Source organism: Streptantibioticus rubrisoli (genome assembly GCF_024436055.1).
Classification (GTDB): Bacteria; Actinomycetota; Actinomycetes; order Streptomycetales; family Streptomycetaceae; genus Streptantibioticus_A; species Streptantibioticus_A rubrisoli.
On sequence record NZ_JANFNH010000016.1, the window covers coordinates 72,938 to 92,748 of the forward strand.

At 71.0% G+C, this 19,811-nt stretch carries 20 protein-coding genes; 14 read left to right on the top strand and 6 right to left on the bottom strand.

The window, feature by feature from the left end; translation table 11 throughout:
• Window position 1 precedes the first annotated feature (1 nt).
• Window positions 2-1,372, bottom strand: a complete 1,371-nt coding sequence (locus NON19_RS16015; protein ID WP_255928630.1) for a ferredoxin reductase family protein — start codon at window positions 1,370-1,372, stop codon at window positions 2-4.
• Window positions 1,373-1,497: 125 nt separating this feature from the next.
• On the opposite strand from NON19_RS16015, the gene NON19_RS16020 reads away from it, so the two are divergent.
• Together NON19_RS16020 and NON19_RS16025 are read left to right on the top strand one after the other, a co-directional pair.
• Window positions 1,498-2,250, top strand: a complete 753-nt coding sequence (locus NON19_RS16020) for a response regulator transcription factor (protein ID WP_255928631.1) — start codon at window positions 1,498-1,500, stop codon at window positions 2,248-2,250.
• Window positions 2,251-2,282: 32 nt separating this feature from the next.
• On the top strand, window positions 2,283-3,734 hold the full coding sequence (locus NON19_RS16025; RefSeq protein ID WP_255928633.1) for a sensor histidine kinase: 1,452 nt from the start codon (window positions 2,283-2,285) through the stop codon (window positions 3,732-3,734).
• Between the two features lie 19 nt (window positions 3,735-3,753).
• On the opposite strand, the gene NON19_RS16030 is transcribed toward NON19_RS16025, so the two are convergent.
• Complete coding sequence (locus tag NON19_RS16030) at window positions 3,754-4,125, bottom strand: DUF488 domain-containing protein (RefSeq protein ID WP_255928635.1); 372 nt, start codon at window positions 4,123-4,125, stop codon at window positions 3,754-3,756.
• Between the two features lie 235 nt (window positions 4,126-4,360).
• On the opposite strand from NON19_RS16030, the gene NON19_RS16035 reads away from it, so the two are divergent.
• The 4 genes from NON19_RS16035 to NON19_RS16050 all read left to right on the top strand — a co-directional run bounded on the left by NON19_RS16035 (window position 4,361) and on the right by NON19_RS16050 (window position 9,250).
• Window positions 4,361-5,557, top strand: coding sequence for an argininosuccinate synthase (locus tag NON19_RS16035; protein ID WP_255928637.1), 1,197 nt, complete (start codon window positions 4,361-4,363; stop codon window positions 5,555-5,557).
• Window positions 5,554-6,978, top strand: coding sequence for an argininosuccinate lyase (gene argH, locus NON19_RS16040; RefSeq protein WP_255928639.1), 1,425 nt, complete (start codon window positions 5,554-5,556; stop codon window positions 6,976-6,978). Before NON19_RS16035 ends, argH begins: the two co-directional genes overlap by 4 nt.
• A gap of 176 nt (window positions 6,979-7,154) precedes the next feature.
• On the top strand, window positions 7,155-7,703 hold the full coding sequence (locus NON19_RS16045; RefSeq protein ID WP_255928641.1) for a TetR/AcrR family transcriptional regulator: 549 nt from the start codon (window positions 7,155-7,157) through the stop codon (window positions 7,701-7,703).
• A complete protein-coding gene (locus NON19_RS16050) occupies window positions 7,700-9,250 on the top strand; it encodes an MFS transporter (protein ID WP_255928643.1) in 1,551 nt (516 codons plus the stop codon). Before NON19_RS16045 ends, NON19_RS16050 begins: the two co-directional genes overlap by 4 nt.
• A 226-nt stretch (window positions 9,251-9,476) precedes the next feature.
• On the opposite strand, the gene NON19_RS16055 is transcribed toward NON19_RS16050, so the two are convergent.
• Window positions 9,477-10,145 carry a lysophospholipid acyltransferase family protein gene (locus tag NON19_RS16055; RefSeq protein ID WP_255928645.1) on the bottom strand — a complete coding sequence of 223 codons (669 nt, stop codon included), beginning with the start codon at window positions 10,143-10,145 and terminating at the stop codon, window positions 9,477-9,479.
• Window positions 10,146-10,345: 200 nt separating this feature from the next.
• On the opposite strand from NON19_RS16055, the gene NON19_RS16060 reads away from it, so the two are divergent.
• Window positions 10,346-10,864, top strand: a complete 519-nt coding sequence (locus tag NON19_RS16060; protein ID WP_308213696.1) for an RNA polymerase sigma factor — start codon at window positions 10,346-10,348, stop codon at window positions 10,862-10,864.
• A gap of 248 nt (window positions 10,865-11,112) precedes the next feature.
• A complete protein-coding gene (locus NON19_RS16065) occupies window positions 11,113-11,616 on the top strand; it encodes a GNAT family N-acetyltransferase (RefSeq protein ID WP_255928647.1) in 504 nt (167 codons plus the stop codon).
• A 7-nt stretch (window positions 11,617-11,623) separates the two neighbouring features.
• On the opposite strand, the gene NON19_RS16070 is transcribed toward NON19_RS16065, so the two are convergent.
• Window positions 11,624-12,067 carry a hypothetical protein gene (locus NON19_RS16070; protein ID WP_255928649.1) on the bottom strand — a complete coding sequence of 148 codons (444 nt, stop codon included), beginning with the start codon at window positions 12,065-12,067 and terminating at the stop codon, window positions 11,624-11,626.
• On the bottom strand, window positions 12,060-12,428 hold the full coding sequence (locus NON19_RS16075) for a hypothetical protein (protein WP_255928651.1): 369 nt from the start codon (window positions 12,426-12,428) through the stop codon (window positions 12,060-12,062). The genes NON19_RS16070 and NON19_RS16075 overlap by 8 nt, the downstream gene beginning before the upstream one ends.
• A 116-nt stretch (window positions 12,429-12,544) precedes the next feature.
• Here NON19_RS16075 and NON19_RS16080 point away from each other — a divergent pair, with 116 nt between their 5' ends.
• The 4 genes from NON19_RS16080 (at window position 12,545) to NON19_RS16095 (ending at window position 16,398) form a co-directional block, all read left to right on the top strand.
• Entirely contained in the window at window positions 12,545-13,198 is a 654-nt protein-coding gene (locus NON19_RS16080) for an HAD-IA family hydrolase (RefSeq protein ID WP_255928653.1), read from the top strand.
• A 492-nt stretch (window positions 13,199-13,690) separates the two neighbouring features.
• Window positions 13,691-14,749 carry a methionine ABC transporter ATP-binding protein gene (locus NON19_RS16085; protein WP_255928655.1) on the top strand — a complete coding sequence of 353 codons (1,059 nt, stop codon included), beginning with the start codon at window positions 13,691-13,693 and terminating at the stop codon, window positions 14,747-14,749.
• Entirely contained in the window at window positions 14,746-15,423 is a 678-nt protein-coding gene (locus NON19_RS16090) for a methionine ABC transporter permease (protein ID WP_255928657.1), read from the top strand. The genes NON19_RS16085 and NON19_RS16090 overlap by 4 nt, the downstream gene beginning before the upstream one ends.
• A gap of 120 nt (window positions 15,424-15,543) precedes the next feature.
• Window positions 15,544-16,398, top strand: coding sequence for a MetQ/NlpA family ABC transporter substrate-binding protein (locus tag NON19_RS16095; RefSeq protein WP_255928659.1), 855 nt, complete (start codon window positions 15,544-15,546; stop codon window positions 16,396-16,398).
• 36 nt (window positions 16,399-16,434) lie between these two features.
• Here the strand turns inward: NON19_RS16095 and NON19_RS16100 are convergent, their stop codons facing one another.
• Complete coding sequence (locus NON19_RS16100) at window positions 16,435-17,205, bottom strand: class I SAM-dependent methyltransferase (protein ID WP_255928661.1); 771 nt, start codon at window positions 17,203-17,205, stop codon at window positions 16,435-16,437.
• 215 nt (window positions 17,206-17,420) lie between these two features.
• On the opposite strand from NON19_RS16100, the gene NON19_RS16105 reads away from it, so the two are divergent.
• The gene (locus NON19_RS16105; RefSeq protein WP_255928663.1) at window positions 17,421-18,071 is read left to right on the top strand and encodes a GNAT family N-acetyltransferase; all 651 of its coding nucleotides are present in this window, start codon (window positions 17,421-17,423) and stop codon (window positions 18,069-18,071) included.
• Between the two features lie 140 nt (window positions 18,072-18,211).
• Window positions 18,212-19,426: a precorrin-6y C5,15-methyltransferase (decarboxylating) subunit CbiE gene (cbiE, locus tag NON19_RS16110; RefSeq protein ID WP_255928665.1), complete on the top strand. Its 1,215-nt coding sequence runs from the start codon at window positions 18,212-18,214 to the stop codon at window positions 19,424-19,426.
• Window positions 19,427-19,811: the final 385 nt, after the last annotated feature.

A 19,811-nucleotide genomic window follows, 5' to 3' on the forward strand; every position in this document is an offset into this window, starting at 1 on the left:
TTCACAGTTCGAAGGACTCGTGGTGGATACGGCGGCCCGGCACCCCGGCCGCCCGCAGCGCCGCGTGGGCCTGTTCCATCAGGCCCTGCGGACCGCACAGATAGGCGTCGTGCTCGGCGATGTCCGGCAGCACGGTGCGCAGCGCGTCGGCGCTGATGTCGGCGCGGCGGCCGTCCGGACCGTTCACCGCGCTGTAGACGCGCGCCCCGCGCTCCGCCGCGATCCTCTCCAACTCGTCCCACAGCGCCAGGCTTTCGGGGTCCCGGGCACGGTAGAGCAGGGTCAGGTCGCCCGGCCGCGCGGGCAGCGTCTCGAACAGCGCGCGCAGCGGGGTGATGCCTACCCCTCCGGCGATCAGCAGCACCTTGCGGCGCGAACGGCGGTCCGCGGTGAGCGCGCCGTACGGCCCCTCGGCCCACACCCGGGTGCCCGGGCGCAGTTCGGCCACCGCCGCGCTGTGGCCGCCGGTCGCCTTGACGGTGATCCGCAGGAACTCGTCGTGCGGCGCGGCGGACAGCGAGTACGGCGTCGAGGTCCAGCGCAGCGCCCCGGACAGGAACCGCCAGCGCAGGAACTGCCCGGGCTCCGCGCCGAGTTCGGCCAACCGCTCACCCCGGATCAGCACCGAGTAGACGTCCGGCGCCTCCCGTACCACCGACTCCACCCGCAGCCGGTGCCGCGCGTTGAGCCGGATCGGGGTCAGCACCCGGTACCACAGCACCAGTCCCGCCGCACCGCCGTACAGCAGGTACCAGGCCGCCTGCGCGGCGCCGTTCCCGGCGAACTGCGCGCCGAGCGAGAGCTGGTGGAAGAAGGCGAGGAAGACCGCGGCGTAGGTCAGCAGGTGCAGGTAGTACCAGGTCTCGTAGGCGACCCGGCGGCGTACCGCCCGTGCCGAGACCACACCGACGGCGACCAGGATCACCGCGCCCAGCGTGCCCTTGAGCATGTCCGGATAGTGCAGCACCACGTTGAGCGTCTCGCGCACCAGCGGGCTGTGGTCCTGCATCGCGTACCCGACGAGGACGCAGACCGCGTGCACCACCAGCAGGCTCACCGTCCAGCGCCCGGCCATCGCGTGCCAGCGCGCCACCCGGTCGCTGCCGACCCGGCGCTCCAGCGCGGGCACCCTGGCCATCAGCGCCACCAGCACCGCGCAGGCGTAGCCGGTCAGCAGCCCGGCGATGCGGCCCGCGCCCACCAGCCAGCCGTCCGTGCCGAGCACCGTGCTGGTGCTGGTCCACCACAGGGCGAGCACCGCGGCGGCGCCCGCGTAGACCAGGGCGAGGATCAGCGGGGCGGGGGAGCGCCGGGCGCGTAGCGGCGGCGCGGCGTGCCTGCGAACCGCCCGGCCGTCGTACGTGGTGGTCACGGTGGCTCCTTCCGATATCCGGACGGCCCACTGTGCCCCCGCTCGTTCTGAGTACCCTCTCAGTGCGCGACCGCAGAGTGCCTTCAGAGGGAACTCAGAGGTTGCCGCGCGATCCTTTGGGCATCATGACGAACCCCAGCACCCCATCCCGCCGCCTGCCCTCGCTCACCCGCGAGGACGGCACCCCCGTCCGTGTTCTGGTCGTGGACGACGAACCGGATCTGTCCGACGTGCTCTCCGGTGTCCTGCGCTACGAGGGCTGGCAGGTCCGCACCGCCGCCGACGGCGCCTCGGCGCTGGCCGCCGCCCGCGAACTGCGGCCGGACGCCGTCGTGCTCGATGTCATGCTTCCGGACATCGACGGCTTCGAGGTGCTGCGCAAGCTGCGCGCCGAGCAGCCGCAGGTGTGTGTGCTGTTCCTCACCGCGCGGGACGCGGTGGAGGACCGGATCGCCGGGATCACCGCGGGCGGTGACGACTACGTCACCAAGCCGTTCAGCCTGGAGGAGGTGGTCGCCCGGCTGCGCGGGCTGCTGCGCCGGGCGGGCATGACGCGCCTTCGCGACGAGGATGGTTCACTTCTCGTGGTGGGCGACCTGGTGATGGACGAGGACGCCCGCGAGGTGACCAGGTCTGGTGAACTGGTGGAACTGTCCAGGACCGAGTTCGAGCTGCTGCGCTACCTGATGCGCAACCCGCGCCGGGTGCTCAGCAAGGCGCAGATCCTCGACCGGGTCTGGTCGTACGACTTCGGAGGCAAGGCACACGTGGTGGAGCTGTACGTCAGCTACCTGCGCAAGAAGATCGACGCGGGCCGCACCCCGATGATCCACACGGTCCGGGGCGCGGGCTACGTGCTGAAACCGGCGGACCGGTGACCCGACCGCCGTCCCGACGATCCGCCTCCAGGATGCCCCCGCGAACCCTGCGGGCCCGGCTGACCTGCGGGCTCGTGGTGCTGCTCGCGGTCAGCTGCGCGGCGGTCGGGGTGGCGGCGGTGCTGGCGCTCAGCGGCTTCCTGACCAACCAGTTGGACCAGCAGCTCGCCGAGGCGGGCGGCCGGTTCCCGGCCAGCCTGGAGCACGGCGGGCGCGGCGACCCGGCGGACGGCGGCGCCGGGGGAGTACGGGCGGACACCCGGCGGCAGGCGCCGGGCACCTTCGGGGCCCGGCTGCTGGACGGACGGGTGACCGACGCGGCCGTGGTGCGGTCCTCCGGTGCCGACACCACGGTGGCGCTGGACGCCGCCGACGAGCGGGCGCTGGCCGCGCTGCCCACGGACGGCGGCGCGCGGAACGTCCGTCTGTCGGCGCTGCACAGCTACCGGGTGGCCGCGGTGCGCGGGCACGACGGGGACGTACTGGTCACCGGGCTGCCGACGGAGGGCGTCGAGGCGGCGGTGCACCGGCTGGAGCTGGTGTCGGCCACGGTGTTCGGCGCGGTGCTGGTGGTGGCCGGGGTGGCCGGGGCGCTGTGGGTGCGCTGGAGCCTGCGCCCGCTGAGCCGGGTGGCGGCGACCGCGGCCTCGGTGGCCCGGCTGCCGTTGGCCAGCGGTGAGGTGGCGCTGCCCGCCCGGGTGCCGGACGCGGATCCGCGCACCGAGGTCGGGCGGGTCGGCTCGGCGCTCAACCTCATGCTCAGCCATGTCGAGGACGCGCTGTCACAGCGGCACGCCAGCGAGGAGCGGCTGCGGCGGTTCGCCGCCGACGCCAGCCATGAGCTGCGCACCCCGGTCGCCTCCATCCGCGGCCATGCCGAGCTGGCGTTGCGGCATCCCGGTCCGGTGCCGCCGGAGGTCACGCACGCGGTGCGGCGGGTGGCGGCCGAGTCGGGCCGGATGGGGGAGATGGTCGACGACCTGTTGCTGCTGGCCAGGCTGGACGCCGGACGGCCGTTGGAGCGGGACCGGGTCGACCTGACCCGGCTGGTGCTGGACGCCACCGACGACGCCCGGGTGGCCGGGCGCGGCCATCGGTGGACGCTGGACCTGCCCGAGGAGCCGGTCTCGGTGTGCGGTGACCGGCACCGGCTGCACCAGGCGCTGGCCAACCTGCTGGCCAACGCACGGGTGCACACCCCGGAGGGGACGACGGTCGAGGTCGGTTTGCGGGACACCGGCGAGTACGCGGTGCTGACCGTCACCGACGACGGTCCCGGCATCCCCGCGGCCGCCCAGGCCAGCGTCTTCGAGCGCTTCACCCGGGCCGATTCACGCCGTCACGCCTCCGGCGGCGGTGCGGGTCTGGGCCTGGCCATCGTCGCCGGGGTGACCGCCGCGCACGGCGGTACCGCGGAGATCGACAGCCGACCGGGCCGCACGGTCTTCACCCTGCGACTGCCGCACGACCGCTCCCGCGCCTGACCACTTCGCTCGCGCCTGATCACTTCTTGCGCTTGATCACGTCGGCCAGCACGGGGGCCTGCGACTGCTCGACGCTCTTGGTGGCCGTGAGCAGGGTCAACGGTCCCTTCTCAGCGAGGTCCCGCAGGTGCTCCACCGCCGCCTGGTGCTCGGGGGCGGCCAGTTCGTCCTTGTAGCGCTTGCGGAACTCGTCGTACCGCTCGGGCTCGTGCCCGTACCACTTGCGCAGTTCGGTGGACGGCGCCGCGTCCTTCGCCCACTCGTCGAGGTCCGCACGGTCCTTGGCCAGCCCCCGGGGCCAGACCCGGTCGACCAGCACGCGCGTCCCGTCCCCCTTCTGGGGCTCGTCATAAACCCGCCGCACCCGTACCTCACGTTGCTGCTTAGCCATGACAACCACCCTCCTTTCGGCACAGTACCGCCCCCCGCGCGCGGCGCGCCCGCGGAGGACGGCGGCGCCGAACCCACCGGAACCGCACCGCGGCCGAGCCTGCCAACCCGCGCGGACGGCACTCCGGTGCGTCCGCGTTGACTTTCTATGCGGGCGACCGCATACTTATGCCAAGAACCGCATGGATGTCCCTCGGGCGCCCTGCCCCCACCCGCACCGTGAAATGGAGAAAGCCGTGACCGAGCGCGTCGTACTCGCCTACTCCGGCGGCCTGGACACCTCCGTCTGCATCGGCTGGATCGCCGAGGAGACCGGCGCCGAGGTCATCGCCGTCGCCGTCGACGTCGGCCAGGGTGGCGAGGACCTGGACGTCATCCGCAAGCGGGCGCTCGCCTGCGGTGCGGTGGAGGCGGAGGTCGCCGATGCCAAGGACGAGTTCGCCGAGGAGTACTGCCTCCCGGCGATCAAGGCCAACGCCCTGTACATGGACCGGTACCCGCTGGTCTCGGCGCTGTCCCGGCCGACCATCGTCAAGCACCTGGTGTCCGCCGCCAAGAAGCACGGCGCGGACACCGTCGCCCACGGCTGCACCGGCAAGGGCAACGACCAGGTGCGGTTCGAGGCCGGTATCGCCTCGCTCGCCCCGGACCTGAAGTGCATCGCCCCGGTGCGGGACTACGCGATGACCCGGGACAAGGCGATCGCGTTCGCCGAGAAGGCGGGCCTGCCGATCGCCACCACCAAGAAGTCCCCGTACTCCATCGACCAGAACGTGTTCGGCCGGGCCGTGGAGACCGGGTTCCTGGAGGACATCTGGAACGCGCCGATCGAGGACATCTACGACTACACCGAGAACCCGGCCACCCCGCGCGACCCCGACGAGGTGGTCATCACCTTCAAGCACGGTGTCCCGGTGGCCGTCGACGGCAAGGCGGTCACCGTCCTGCAGGCCATCCAGCAGCTCAACGAGCGGGCCGGTGCGCAGGGCGTCGGACGGATCGACATGGTCGAGGACCGGCTGGTCGGCATCAAGTCCCGGGAGGTCTACGAGGCCCCCGGCGCCATCGCTCTGATCACCGCCCACCAGGAGCTGGAGAACGTCACCGTCGAGCGGGAACTCGCCCGCTACAAGCGGCAGGTTGAGCAGCGGTGGGGCGAACTGGTCTACGACGGCCTGTGGTTCTCCCCGCTCAAGCGGGCGCTGGACGGCTTCATCAACGAGGCCAACGAGCATGTCAACGGTGACATCCGGATGACCCTGCACGGCGGCCGGGCGGTCGTCACCGGTCGGCGGTCGCAGTCGTCGCTGTACGACTTCAACCTCGCCACCTATGACACCGGCGACACCTTCGACCAGTCGATGTCCAAGGGCTTCATCGAGCTGTTCGGCATGTCCTCGAAGATCGCCGCGAAGCGGGACCTGGCGTCGTGAGCGAGAGCAAGGACGTACGGCTGTGGGGCGGCCGGTTCGCGGACGGACCGGCCGACGCCCTCGCCAAGCTCTCCGCCTCCGTCCACTTCGACTGGCGGCTGGCCCCGTACGACATCGCCGGTTCCCGGGCGCACGCCCGGGTGCTGCACAAGGCCGGGCTGCTGACCGCCGACGAGCTGGAGCGGATGCTGGTCGGCCTGGACGAGCTGGAAGCCGATGTGGCGGACGGCTCGTTCACCGGGACCGTCGCCGACGAGGACGTGCACACCGCGCTGGAACGCGGGCTGCTGGAGCGGCTCGGCCCGGAGCTCGGCGGCAAGTTGCGCGCCGGGCGGTCCCGCAACGACCAGGTGGCCACGCTGTTCCGGATGTACCTGCGGGACCACGCGCGGATCATCGGCGGCCTGGTCACCGACCTGCAGTACGCCCTGGTCGGGCTGGCCGAGGCGCACCCGGACGTCGCCATGCCGGGCCGTACCCACCTCCAGCACGCCCAGCCGGTGCTGTTCGCGCACCATGTGCTGGCCCATGTCCAGGCGCTGTCCCGGGACGCGGAGCGGCTGCGGCAGTGGGACGAGCGCACGGCGGTCTCCCCGTACGGCTCGGGGGCGCTGGCCGGATCCTCGCTCGGTCTGGACCCGCAGGCGGTCGCCGCCGACCTGGGCTTCGAGCACGGCTCCGCAGCCAACTCCATCGACGGCACCGCGTCGCGGGACTTCGTCGCCGAGTTCGCGTTCATCACCGCGATGATCGGCATCGACCTGTCCCGGATCGCGGAGGAGGTCATCATCTGGAACACGAAGGAGTTCTCCTTCGTCACCCTCCACGACGCCTTCTCCACCGGCTCGTCGATCATGCCGCAGAAGAAGAACCCGGACATCGCCGAGCTGGCCCGTGGCAAGTCCGGCCGCCTGATCGGCAATCTGACCGGTCTGCTGGCCACGTTGAAGGCGCTGCCGCTCGCGTACAACCGGGACCTCCAGGAGGACAAGGAGCCGGTCTTCGACTCCTGTGACCAACTTGAGCTCCTGCTCCCGGCGTTCACCGGCATGATGGAGACGCTCACCATCAACCGCGAGCGGATGGAGCAACTCGCCCCAGCGGGCTTCTCGTTGGCGACGGACGTCGCCGAGTGGCTGGTCAAGCAGGGCGTTCCGTTCCGCGTCGCGCACGAGGTGGCGGGCGAGTGCGTCAAGGTCTGCGAGACCGAGGGCATCGAGCTGGACGAGCTGACGGGCGATCAGTTCGCGGCGATCTCGGAGCACCTGACCCCCGAGGTACGTGACGTGCTGAACGTGCACGGCGCCCTGGCCGCCCGCGACGGGCGCGGCGGCACGGCCCCCGCCGCCGTCGCCGCCCAGCTCGCCGAGGTCCACGAGGACCTGGCGGTCCAGCGCGCCTGGGCCAACGCCAAGGGCTGACCGGCGACCGATCACTTCGGCCCGGCCACCGCACGACGCGGCGGCCGGGCCGAAGTGCGTCTTCCCGGGCCCTGTGCCTACCGCCGCGCCCGGTACCTTGCGGGCCGGGGCCGCACTGCGGAGTCGTGAACGTCTATTTTGAGACACTCATGTCTCGCTTGGGTTAACCTGGTCTCATGAGCTTCGATCGGGCACAGGTGCTACGGGAGGCCGCCGCGCTGCTGACGCGCAAGGCGAACGCTTCCATGGACGAGATCGCCAAGGCGGCGGGGGTCAGCCGGGCCACCCTGCACCGGTACTTTCCGGGCCGCGACGCGCTGGTCAGGGCGCTCGGCACGCTCGGCATCGAGCAACTGGCCGAGCGGCTGGACGCCGCCCGCATCGAGGAGGGCGATCCGGTCGAGGCGGTGCGGCGGCTGATCGAGGAGGCCATGCCGGTCTCCGGATTCCTGGCGTTCCTCTACGGCGAGAACCAGCTCTACGAGGTCACGGAGATCGACGAGGGCTGGACCAGGATCGACGAGCGGGTCTCCGCGCTGTTCCGGCGCGGCCAGGAGCAGGGCCTGTTCCGGTACGACCTCAGCCCCGCCTGGCTGTGCGAGGCGCTGTACGCGCTGATCGCCGCCTCCGGCTGGTGCGTACAAGACGGCAAGGTGGCCTCGCGCGACTCGGCGCGCATGGTCGGCGAGCTACTGCTCAGCGGGATGCTGCGGGAGCGGTCATGACCTCGCAGGTGTCGCGGTCCGCGCCCACGGACGTCACGCCGCACAGGCCGCACCCCGCGCGCTGGTGGGCGCTCGCGGTGCTGACCCTGGCCCTGCTGCTGGTCGCGGTGGACGCGACGGTACTGGGCCTGGCGATGCCGTTCCTCAGCGAACAACTGCGGCCGTCCTCCACCGAGTTGCTGTGGATCGGCGATGTCTACTCCTTCGTCATCGCCGGACTACTGGTCTCCATGGGCAGCCTCGGCGACCGCATCGGCCGCAAGAAACTGCTGCTCAGCGGTGCCGCCGCGTTCGGCGCGCTGTCGGTGCTGGCCGCGTACTCCACCACGCCCCTGATGCTGATAGCCGCCCGGGCGCTGCTCGGAGTCGCGGGCGCGACGCTGATGCCGTCCACCCTGGCACTGATCCGGAACCTGTTCGGCGATCCGCGCGAACGCAGCTTCGCCATCGGTGTGTGGGGCTCCGCCTCGATGGCGGGCGCCGCCGCCGGACCGGTGGTCGGCGGCTTCCTGCTGGAGCACTTCTGGTGGGGCTCGGTCTTCCTGATCAACATCCCGGTGATGGCGGTACTCGTGGTGTTCGGCGCCAGACTCCTGCCGGAGTCGCGCGATCCGGCGCCCGGGCCGTGGGACATGCCCAGTGTGCTGCTGTCGCTGCTGGGCATGGGCGGCATCGTCTACGCGGTCAAGGAGACCGCCGCCTACGGGGTCGGCGCGGGCCATCTGGCGGCCGGTGCGGTCGGAGTGCTGTGCGTCGTCGCGTTCGTCAGGCGGCAACTGACCATCCCGGCGCCGCTGTTGGACATGCGGCTGTTCCGCAACCGCGGGCTGAGCGCTTCGGTGCTGGCCGACCTGCTCACCGTGCTCGGCATGTCCGGGCTGGTGTTCTTCCTCTCCCAGTTCCTCCAACTGGTGCAGGGACGTTCGCCGTTGCAGGCCGGGCTCGCGGAACTACCGGCCACCGTGGGTGCCGTGGTCACCGGCCTGCTCGCGGGCAGGGCGGCCCGCCGCTACTCGGTGCGCGCCGTGGTCGCCGGAGGTCTGGCGGCCATCGGGGTGGCACTGGCGGCGCTGCTGGTGCTCACCCCGGACAGCGGGTATCCGCTGGTGGGCGCGGTGCTGTTGGTGGTCGGTGTCGGCGCGGGGTTCTCGTTCACCGTCACCGCCGACGTCATCTTGTCCTCGGTGCCGCGGGAGAACGCGGGCGCGGCGTCGGCGGTCTCCGAGACCGCCTACGAGTTGGGCGCCGCGCTGGGCATCGCGTTCCTGGGGTCGATCGTGACCAGCCGGTACGCGGGCATCGTGATCCCCGACGGGGTACCGGCGGGCGCGGCCGAGCGGGCACGGCAGTCGCTACCGGGGGCGATGGAGGCGGCGAACCTGCTGCCGCAGCAGCCCGGTGACGCGCTACGAGTCGCCGCGCAGACCGCTTTCACCGCAGGGGTACGGGGCGCTGCCGCGGTCGGCGCGATCGTGCTACTGGTCGCCGCCGCGTGGGCCTGGCGTACGCTGCGCGGCCAGCGGCTGGGGGATGCTTCCGGCTCCTGACCCAGGCTCCGCCACGCGGTCACGGTGTGTTCGGCACCGCCGGGCGACTCCGACGCCGTACCCCGGCGCATACGGCCGACCGCAGGGCCCGGCGCAGCCGGAAACTTCTTCCCGCAGTGGAGCCCGGCGGTGCCGAACCCACCGCACCCCGACAAAGATCCGTCGCACGCCCCAAGTCGGGCCCGGCGCACAGGCCGTTGAAGGGGGGCGGCGTAGCCGCCGCAGGCTACGCCGCCTTCGCCTTGGTGGCGTAAACGTCCACGTACTCCTGCCCGGACAGCCGCATCACATGGCTCATGACCTCGTCGGTCACCGCACGCAGCACATAGCGGTCCCGGTCCATGCCCTCGTAGCGGGAGAAGTCCAGCGGCTCGCCGAACCGCACCGTCACCCGGGTGATGCGCGGCATGCCCGCACCGCCGGGCTGCACCCGGTCGGTGCCGATCGTGGCGCACGGCACCACCGGCGCGCCGGTCATCAGCGCCAGCCGGGCCACGCCGGTACGCCCCCGGTACAGGCGGCCGTCGGGGGAGCGGGTGCCCTCCGGGTAGATGCCGAACGCCTTGCCCTCCTCCAGTACCCGCTTGCCCGTCATCAGCGCGGCGACCCCGCCGTTCGCGCCGTCCCGGTCCACCGGGATCATGCCCGAGGTGGTGAAGAACCAGGCCATCAGCCGACCCTTGACGCCCCGCCCGGTGACGTACTCGTCCTTGCCGATGAAGTACACCGGCCGATCCACGACCAGCGTCAGGAACAGCGAGTCGATGAAGGTCAGATGGTTTCCGGCGAGGATCACAGCACCGCTCTCCGGGATGTTCTGCACTCCCTCCACCCGTGGGCGGAACAGGACGCGCATCAGGAATCCGAGCAGCGCCTTGAGCAGGATGCGGGACAACGGGCCCTCCGGTCGGGGTCAGCCGATATGGGAAACGTAGGCGGGGACATGAGCGGCAGCGACCGCGTCACTCCTGACGGGGACGATACTCGCGGCTACTGACGAGTTCCACGCCAGGTTCACCCACTTGGTACGCACAGTTGACAAGCGGTGCCGAAACCATTCGCTGCCCCTCGTGCGGGTGATCTGCGGTTAACACGGTGCGTGTCCGCCCTCCGTTGGGCATCACCCCTGACATGGCGCCGATCCTCGACCTGATCAACGCGTACACCCCGCTGCTGGCCGCCGAGGCCGCCGCGGAGGCCGGGACCAGCGGGTTGGACCCGGACGACCTCGAACAAGCCGTGTGGCTAAGACTGTTGGAGTACGGCCGGGCGCCCACCGACAGCGCGGGCTGGCTGCTCGACGCGGTACGCCGGGAGGCGCACGACGCCCGGCGCAGGGTGCTGCACGAACTGCCCTACGCACCGGGCCACCTGGCGGCGGCCGGGCCGTCGGTGGAACACCACGCGATCGACGCGGAGCTGGGCCGCTCGCTGCGCGCCGTCATCGGGGAGCTGCCGGGCCGCTGTCCGCAGTTGTTATCCGCGCTGTTGTCCCGTTCCGACCCCACTTACCGGGAAATCTCCCGGGAGTTGGGAATCTCACAGGGCAGCCTCGGTCCGCTGCGCTCGCGTTGCCTGGCCTGTCTGCGGGCCAGGCTGCGGTCGGAGGATTGAAAGCCCGCAACTACGGGGTAAGGAGCGGTAAACAGTCGGCGACAGGACGCTGGGTCGTGTCCGGAGCGGAACCCGAAATGGGGCAGAGACGGGCACACGGCTCACTCTCCCCCTCCGGACGACTGTGCGATCATCGGCGCCACGGAGGCGGGGTGAACCCGCGCCGCCTCCACCAACAGGGCAGACATCCCGGGCGTACACCCTCACCCACCCGCGTCCGGGAGCACACAAAGGGGAGGCCTGCGCACATGGGCATGAGCGTGACCATCTCTACGGCGACCGAGGACGACGCCGAGAAGATCCTCAAACTCCAGTACCTCTGCTACCAGCGGGAAGCCGAGCTGTACGGCGACTACGGCATCGAACCGCTGACCCAGACCCTGGCCGCGCTGCGTGCCGAACTCGGCGAGGGCTGCGTACTGGTGGCCAGGCTCGGCGAGGAGGTCGTCGGCTCGGTGCGCGGCACGGTCGACTCCGACGGCACCGCCCGGATAGCGAAGCTGATCGTCCACCCGCGGATGCAACGGCACGGTCTGGGCGGCCGGTTGCTGCGCGCCATCGAGGAGCGGCTGGCCGCCGAGCGCGAGGCCAAGCGGTTCCAGTTGTTCACCGGCCACCGCAGCGAGGGCAACCTGCGGCTGTACCGTCGACTCGGCTACGCACAGACCGGCACCGAGCAGATCAACCGCCGACTGAGCCTGGTCACCATGGAGAAGCCGGTCGAGACCTCCACGTTCGCCGCCAGCGCCTGACCCGCGGCTACGCCTGGGCCCGCCCCGCGCTCACCCGCTGCGGGGCGGCCCTGCGCAGCCACAGCATTCCGGTCACCGGCAGCACCAGCGGAACGAACAGATAGCCCATCCCGTAGTAGGACCACACCGTCTGGTCCGGGAACGCGGAGGAGTCCACGATGGTCAGCGTGCCGACCACGAGCACGCCCGCCAGCTCCACCGCACAGCACACCATCGCCAGCCGACGGGCCGACTCCCCACCGCGCACCAGCGTCACCGTGATGAACGCGTAGACCACCGCCGCCACCGCCGACAGCACGTACGCCAGCGGCGCCTCGTGGAACTGCGCGATCAACTGGTACAGCGAACGCGATCCGGCGGCGACGGTGAACACCGCGTACAGCGAGACGATCAGCCGTCCCGGACCCTCGCCGATCTTCCGCGGCCGCTGCGTGGCCTGGCTCTCAGCCATGACCGCCTCCCCAGATGTCCAGCAGCCGCACCTGGAGCACGGCCAGAATCACACCGCCCGCCGCCACCGTCGCCGATCCCCAACGGGTGCGCTCCAGCAGCGACATGAAACCCGCCGCCGGAACGGTAAGCGCCGCACCCAGCAGATAGGCGACGAAGATCACCGTGCCGCCGTGCGGCTTGTGGCCCCCGGCCAACTCCACGATGCCGACCACCAGTTGGGCCAGCGCCAGTACGGACACCACGGCCATGCCGATGAAGTGCCAGTCCTTGGTGGACTGGTCGCGGGCGGTGGCGTAACCGCACCACGCGGCGATCAGCAGCGCGGCGACCGTGACCGCCACGGTGAGCGCGCCGATCACCGCACGCTCCGCACGGCACGGCGGACCGGACAGGGGTGTACGAGCATGTGGCGACTCTATTACGGGACGAAAGTCCGGATGCGCCGCCCCCACCCGGCCACATAGGGTCGCCGATCATGAGCGATTCGCACTTCCGCACCGACGCCCTGCTGTTCGACATGGACGGAACGCTGGTCTCCTCACTGGACTCCGTCGTCCGCTGCTGGACCCGCTGGGCGCGGGAGTACGCGATCGGTGCCGAGCGGTTCGCCCGGGTGCGGCTGCACGGGCGGCCCGCGGCGGAGATCATCGCCGAACTGCTGCCCGCCGAGCGGATCCCGGAGGCGCTGGCCAGAATCGAGGAGCTCGAAGTCCAGGATGTGGACGGTCTGGTCGTGCTCCCCGGCACTGCGGCGCTGCTCGGCTCGCTGCCCGCCGAGCGGTGGGCGGTGGTCACCTCCGCCACCCGGCGGCTGGCCGAGGCCCGGCTGGCGGCGGCCGGGATAGCCCCTGGCCTGCTGGTCAGCGCCGATGACGTGGAGCGCGGCAAGCCCGATCCGGAGCCGTTCCTGCTCGCCGCCGAGAAGCTGGGGTTCCGGCCGGGGCGGTGCACGGTCTTCGAGGACGCGCCCGCGGGGCTGCAGGCGGGCCGGGCGGCGGGGATGCGCACGGTGGCGTTGGCCACAACCCACGACCCGGCGGAACTGGACGCCGATGTGCTGGTCAAAGACCTGTCGCAGGTGTCCGCGCAGGTGGACGGTGGTGGCGTCGTGCTGCGTCAGCACGGCTGAGCCCGGCACCGCGCATGTCCGAATGGCGGACAGTCCGACCGGAATGCGGAACGTTCGCGCGGTGTCTGGTTTACTGGGGCGCATGACGACGACGAACAGCCGCAGCCGTGCGACCGAGGCGATGACGCCCGGTGTTCGTCGTATGTGTCGAATGTGCGAACTCTGAGGGCCCCCGTCTGAAGCCTCGCGCCCCGAAGCGAGCGACTCCCAGCGAACAGAGCAGCGTCCGCTCCGGACCACTCCCGCACCACGGACACCTGATGACCAATCCAGTGCCTCGAGCCTCCGCCATGGCCACCGCCGTGAGCCGTCGAACACGCCTCACGGCGATCGAGCGCTGCCGGATCGCCCACGACCCGCAGCCGCCCGGCACCCGCTGCCTCTGACGCACCGCCGCCCGGCGCATCCGGGCCGCCCCCTGCCGTAATTCGAGACGGACACACCCGTACGTAACGGATATCCCGCTATGTACTCGACAGTGACGGAAACCCAGTGATCACCACCACGGGCCTGAGGAAGGTCTACCATTCGCGAGGTCGGGAGACAGTCGCTCTCGACGGCGTCGATCTACACGTCCGCGAGGGCGAGGTGTTCGGCGTCGTCGGCCGCAGCGGCGCCGGAAAGAGCACCCTGATCCGCTGCGTCAACCTGCTGGAGCGCCCCACCTCCGGCACCGTAGAGGTGGCCGGAACCGACCTGACCGCGCTGGCCGGGAGCTCCCGGCGGGCCAACGCGGCGCTGCGGGCCGCCCGCAGCCAGATCGGCATGGTCTTCCAGCACTTCAACCTGCTGTCCGCGCGCACCGTGCAGGACAACGTCGAGCTGCCGCTGGAGATCCTCGGGGTCTCCGGCCGGGACCGGTCCCGCAAGGCGCTGGAGCTGCTGGACCTGGTGGGCCTCGCCGACAAGGCGAAGGCGTACCCCGCGCAGCTGTCCGGCGGTCAGAAGCAGCGGGTCGGCATCGCCCGCGCGCTGGCGGGCGACCCCAAGGTGCTGCTGTCCGACGAGGCCACCTCGGCGCTCGACCCGGAGACCACCCGGTCGATCCTGCAACTGCTGCGCGACCTCAACCAGCAGCTGGGGCTGACCGTTCTGCTGATCACGCACGAGATGGACGTGGTCAAGGCGGTCTGCGACTCGGCCGCGCTGATGAAGGGAGGACGCGTCGTGGAATCCGGCACCGTGGCCGGGCTGTTGGCCACCCCCGGTTCCGAACTCGCCCAGGAACTCTTCCCGGTTGGCGGCGAGCCCTCCGAGGAGGGCCGCACCGTTGTCGACCTCACCTTCCACGGTGAGGCGGCCACTCAGCCGGTCATCTCCCAACTGGCCCGCACCTACAACATCGACATCTCGATCCTCGGCGCGGCGATGGAGACCATCGGCGGTCGTCAGGTCGGCCGGATGCGGATCGAACTGCCCGGCCGCTTCGAGGAGAACGTGGTGCCGATCGGGTTCCTGCGCGAGAAGGGCCTGCAGGTCGATGTCGCGCCGGTGGACGGCACCGCCACGCCGAAGGCTGACGACGCGCTGGTCAAGGAGGCCGCGAAGTGACCTGGGACGAGCTGCAGCCGATGCTGTTGCCCGCGTGTTGGGACACCGTCTACATGGTGCTGTGGTCCGCCGCGATCGCGGTGCTCGTCGGGCTGCCGCTCGGCGTGCTGCTGGTGCTCACCGACAGCGGGGGGCTGCTGCGGAACGCGGCGGTCAACAAGGTCGTCGGGGCGATCGTGAACGTCGGCCGCTCGCTGCCGTTCATCATCCTGATGGTCGCGCTGATCCCGTTCACCCGCTACGTGATCGGCACCAGCATCGGCGCCGAGGCGGCCATCGTGCCGCTGGCGGTGGGTGCCATCCCGTTCTTCGCCCGCCTGGTGGAGACCGCGATACGCGAGGTCGACCACGGTCTGGTGGAGGCGGTGCAGTCGATGGGCGGCGGCACCTGGACCGTGGTGCGCAAGGTACTGCTGCCGGAGGCACTGCCCTCGCTGGTATCGGGGCTGACCACCACCGCGGTGGCGCTGGTCGGCTACACGGCGATGGCGGGCGCGGTCGGCGCGGGCGGCCTCGGCGACCTGGCGATCCGCTACGGCTACCAGCGCTTCGAGACCAACGTCATGCTGATCACTCTGGTCATCCTGGTCGTCCTGGTCACCGCGATCCAACTCCTCGGAGACGTCGCCGCACGGACTCTGGCCCGCCGCGGCAAGAAGACTTCGGGGGCGTAGCCCCCGAAAAGGGGGGCCGGGGGCGAAGCCCCCAGAAGCCGGGGTTCGGGGGCGCAGCCCCCGAAACTTCCCCGCAGTACAGGAAATCGGGCCCAGTGCCCACAACGAAAGGCACTTTTCGTGCGTACCGTAACCAAGTTCACCACCTCCGTGCTCGCCGCAGCGGCCCTCGCCGTCGGCGCCACCGCCTGCGCGTCGTCCTCCGGTGGCACGAGCGCCCAGCAAAAGGGCACTGACGCGTCGCTGATCGTGGCCGCGAGTCCCACCCCGCACGCCAAGATCCTGGAGTTCGTCCGGGACCACCTGGCCGCGAAGGCCGGACTGAAGCTGGAAGTCAGGCAGTTCACCGACTACGTGCTGCCCAACACCGCCACCGAGAACGGTGACGTGGGCGCCAACTTCTTCCAGCACAAGCCGTACCTGGACGACTTCAACAAGAAGAACGGCACCCACATCGTGCCGGTGGTGAACGTCGAACTGGAGCCGCTGGGCCTGTACTCGCACAAGGCGAAGTCGGTCAAGGACATCAAGGACGGCGCCACCATCGCCGTACCCAACGACACCACCAACGAGGGCCGTGCCTTCAAGCTGCTGGCCGCCAACGGACTGCTCACCCTCAAGTCCGGCACCGGCAACGACGCCACCCCGGCGTCGGTGGCCGACAACCCCAAGCACCTGAAGTTCAAGGAGCTCGAGGCCGCCCAACTGCCGCGCGCGCTGGACGACGTGGACGCCGCCATCGTCAACGGCAACTACGCGATAGGCGACAACCTCAACCCCGCCAAGGACGCCCTGGTGCTGGAGAAGGCGGAGGGCAACCCGTACGCCAACTTCCTCGCGGTCAAGGACGGCAACCAGAACGACCCGCGGGTCCAAAAGCTCGCCAAGCTGCTCAACTCCGACGCGGTCAAGCAGTACATCGAGCAGACCTTCAAGGGCGCGGTCGTCCCGGCCTTCGGCAAGCCCGCCTCGTAACAGGCACCGCGCACCGGCGGCCGTGGCGCTCCCGCGCTACGGCCGCCAGTGCGCCCAGTACACATCCGTGGTGTACGGCATCTCCAACCGGTCGTCATCGTGCTCCGCGCCCTGCCGCTTGAGCAGGTCAACGGCGTGCGCCCGCACCTGTTCCTGCTCCTGTTCGCCCAACACCACGATGTGGCTGGACGACATCATCCGCTCCACCACGTCGGCCACCGTCGTGGAGTGCGGGTTCGGCCAGTGCCGCTCCCGCAGCTCGCTCCAGCCGGGGCGGCCGGCGAAGGTGTCCCGCCAGCCGTCGTCCAACGGACTGGGCAGATCACGCGGCGCGCAGCGGAAGTAGATGTCCTGGAACTCGCGCACCCACGGCACCGAGGTGTCGTACGTGTTCCACACCAAACCCAGCGCACCCCCCGGCCGCAACAGCCGCTCCACCTCGGCCAGCGCCTGCCCGCCGGAGAACCAGTGCCAGGACTGCGCCGCCACCACCGCGTCCGCGCAGCCGTCCGCCAGCCCGGTGGCCTCCGCCGTCCCGGCCGTCACCGCCACCCCCGGCAGCAGCTCCGCCAGCCGTTCACGCATCTGAGCGACCGGTTCCACCGCGATCACCCCGGCACCGGTCAGCGCCAGCAGACGGGTGAACTTCCCCGTACCCGCGCCGAGATCGACGACCGTGCGTCCGGCCTGAAGTGGCAGCGCGTCGGCCAGCTCCGCGAGCGAGGCCATGGGATAGGAGGGCCGGGACCGCTCGTAGCCGCCCGCCGAACGCTGGTAACCGATTCCTGCTGCGTGGTGGATCGTCACGCGGGCAGACGGTAGCAGGAGACAGTGACAGCGAAAGGTACGGGCGGGGTCCGCACGGTACCCCGAAGGCCCTTTGGACCAGCGGCGATCCACGGCCGCGCGGACACCGGGCGAGGATCGGCGGGCCGGTACCCCGCACTGCGCGGACCGTGCCCGATGTTGCATGCTGTGCTCTTTACACGGCTCTTTCCACGGGGCTCGGCGAGGAGCGGCGAATGACAACCACCTTCCCGGACACCTTCCCGGACATCTCGATCAGCACAGAACGGCTCTGTCTGCGCCCGTTCGACGAGGAGGACGTCCCGGCGCTGGCGGAGATGATGAACGACGAACTGGTCGTCGCCTGGTCGCCCGTGACCCACCCGTACACCAGGGCCGACGCCCACCACTGGGTCACCAGCAGCGCGCCCGCGGAACGCGCCTCGGGGCGCGGAATCGTCTTCGCGGTCAGCGAGTTCCTCACCCAGCGGCTGGTCGGCACCATCCACCTGTACGACACCGACTGGCGCTGCCGCAGCACCGAGATCGGCTACGTCACCGCCCCCTGGGCGCGCGGTGAGGGCTACGCCTCCGAAGCGGTGCTGGCCACCGCCCAATGGCTCTTCCACGACCAGCGCTTCGAACGCCTGGAGTTGCGCACGGCGGCCGACAACACCGCCTCCCAGATGGTGGCCCAGAAGATCGGCTGCATCAGCGAGGGCGTGCTGCGCAACGCCGGGATAGTGCGAAGCCGCCGCGCGGACGGCCGTTGGATCGAGTCACGCACCGATCTGATCGTGTGGAGCCTGCTGCCCGAGGACCTGGACGGGGTCGTGGGCCGGGTCATGGACGACTCCGGTTACGCCACCTATCCCGACTGGCGCTGATCCGTCCCTCGGCGTGTGCGCCGGGTGCTCCCGTGGCTGGCCAGATCCGGTCGGGATACTGTGTCATGCCAGGTCTGCACCTGGTTCTGGCGGCAACGCCCCCACAGCACAGTCAACGACACGCCGAACGAAGGACGACGATGGCGGACCGGGTCACGGTGATCGGGTGGGACGGTACACCGCTTACCGCGGCGGCACTCTCCGCACTCGGCGCGGCCACGCTGGTGGCCGGAGCGCGCCACCATCTGGCGCTGCCCGCCGTGCCCGCCGACGCCGAACGCGTGCTGCTGGGCAGCATCGACCTCGCCGCCCGCCGCATCGCGGCACATCGCGGCACCGCGGTGGTGCTCGCCGACGGCGACCCCGGCTACTTCGGCGTGGTACGGGCGCTGCGCAAGCCAGAACACGGCCTGGAGGTCGAGGTGCTGCCCGCGGTCTCCTCCGTCGCCCAGGCCTTCGCCCGCGCCGGAATGCCCTGGGACGACGCACGCGTCGTGGTGGCCCACAGCCGCACACTGCGGCGCGCCGTGAACGTGGTCCGGGCGCACCCGAAGGTCGCGGTGCTCACCGCGCCGGGCGCCGGACCCGCCGAACTCGCCCTGCTGCTCGGCGGAGTGCACCGCACGTTCGTCATCTGCGAGGCACTGGGCACCGAGCGCGAGGAAGTCACCGTACTCACCTCCGACAAGGTCGCCGACCACACCTGGCGCGACCCCAACGTGGTGCTGGTGATCGGCGGCGCGTCGGCCGCCGAGGGCGGCGGCTGGATCGCGGGCCAGGACCCCGGCTACCCGGGCGAACTACGCGGCTGGGCACTGCCGCAGGAGCGGTACGCGGCCGAACCCGCACCCGATGCGCCCGGCGCGCGACGGTCCGCGCAGCTGCGCGCCCTGCAACTCGCCCGTCTCGGGCCGCGCACCGGCGACCTGCTGTGGGACATCGGCGCGGGCAACGGCGAGGTGGCGGTGGAGGCCGCCCGGCTCGGTGCCGCGGTCATCGCGGTGGACGCCGACGCCGACGCCTGCGCCCGGATCACCGCCAACGCCCGCCGCCACGGCGTACAGCCGCAGGTGGTGGAGGGTGTCGCGCCGCACGTCCTGGAGGACCTGCCGGAGCCGGACGTGGTGCGGGTGGGCGGTGGCGGGGCGGACGTGGTGGCGGCCTGCGCGGCACGCAAGCCGGAACGTATCGTCGCCAGCGCGACAACACGCGACGAAGCGGAGCGGGTTGGCCAGGTGCTGGCCGAAGCGGGTTACTCGGTGCAGCGCTCACTGCTCCAGTCGGTGGAACTCGACGAGGAGTGGGCGGAGCGGGAACGCTCCACGGTCTTCCTACTGTGCGGCACACGAATGTGACGAACATTTGTCTGGCCGTGGCCGGGGCTTGGACCACGTTCGGGTGATCGCGCGGTAGGCTGGCGGACCGTTGTGCCGCCTACCGGTGGCGATGTGGTGTTGACACGGTGTCGGCCCGCGTTGTCCCCGGCGGTGAGCGCGGCGTCGGCGACGGGTTCCCCGTGCCGCAGGCCTAGCGCAGTGGCGCAGTCCACAGCGCCCGGATGGCGAGTTGGGTGGTCGTGACGCACGGCCGACCGGGACAATGAACGTCCGGGGGGTCGTCACGCATCGCCACGCGTGCTCGTTCACCCTGTGACCGCCCGGCAAAGGGAACGCGTACCGCGAGCCCTGCCGCCGGTCGGTCCGAAGGCACGGCCCGGACCGCCGAAGCCGCCGGCGCACA

What these genes read in the sequence shown, in the direction of transcription:
- NON19_RS16105 (WP_255928663.1), top strand. Translation starts at nt 17,421, where the DNA reads ATGACAACCACCTTCCCGGACACCTTCCCGGACATCTCGATCAGCACA.
- NON19_RS16030 (WP_255928635.1), bottom strand. Translation starts at nt 4,125, where the DNA reads ATGGCTAAGCAGCAACGTGAGGTACGGGTGCGGCGGGTTTATGACGAG.
- NON19_RS16020 (WP_255928631.1), top strand. Translation starts at nt 1,498, where the DNA reads ATGACGAACCCCAGCACCCCATCCCGCCGCCTGCCCTCGCTCACCCGC.
- NON19_RS16045 (WP_255928641.1), top strand. Translation starts at nt 7,155, where the DNA reads ATGAGCTTCGATCGGGCACAGGTGCTACGGGAGGCCGCCGCGCTGCTG.
- NON19_RS16065 (WP_255928647.1), top strand. Translation starts at nt 11,113, where the DNA reads ATGGGCATGAGCGTGACCATCTCTACGGCGACCGAGGACGACGCCGAG.
- cbiE (WP_255928665.1), top strand. Translation starts at nt 18,212, where the DNA reads ATGGCGGACCGGGTCACGGTGATCGGGTGGGACGGTACACCGCTTACC.
- NON19_RS16080 (WP_255928653.1), top strand. Translation starts at nt 12,545, where the DNA reads ATGAGCGATTCGCACTTCCGCACCGACGCCCTGCTGTTCGACATGGAC.
- NON19_RS16025 (WP_255928633.1), top strand. Translation starts at nt 2,283, where the DNA reads ATGCCCCCGCGAACCCTGCGGGCCCGGCTGACCTGCGGGCTCGTGGTG.
- NON19_RS16050 (WP_255928643.1), top strand. Translation starts at nt 7,700, where the DNA reads ATGACCTCGCAGGTGTCGCGGTCCGCGCCCACGGACGTCACGCCGCAC.
- NON19_RS16070 (WP_255928649.1), bottom strand. Translation starts at nt 12,067, where the DNA reads ATGGCTGAGAGCCAGGCCACGCAGCGGCCGCGGAAGATCGGCGAGGGT.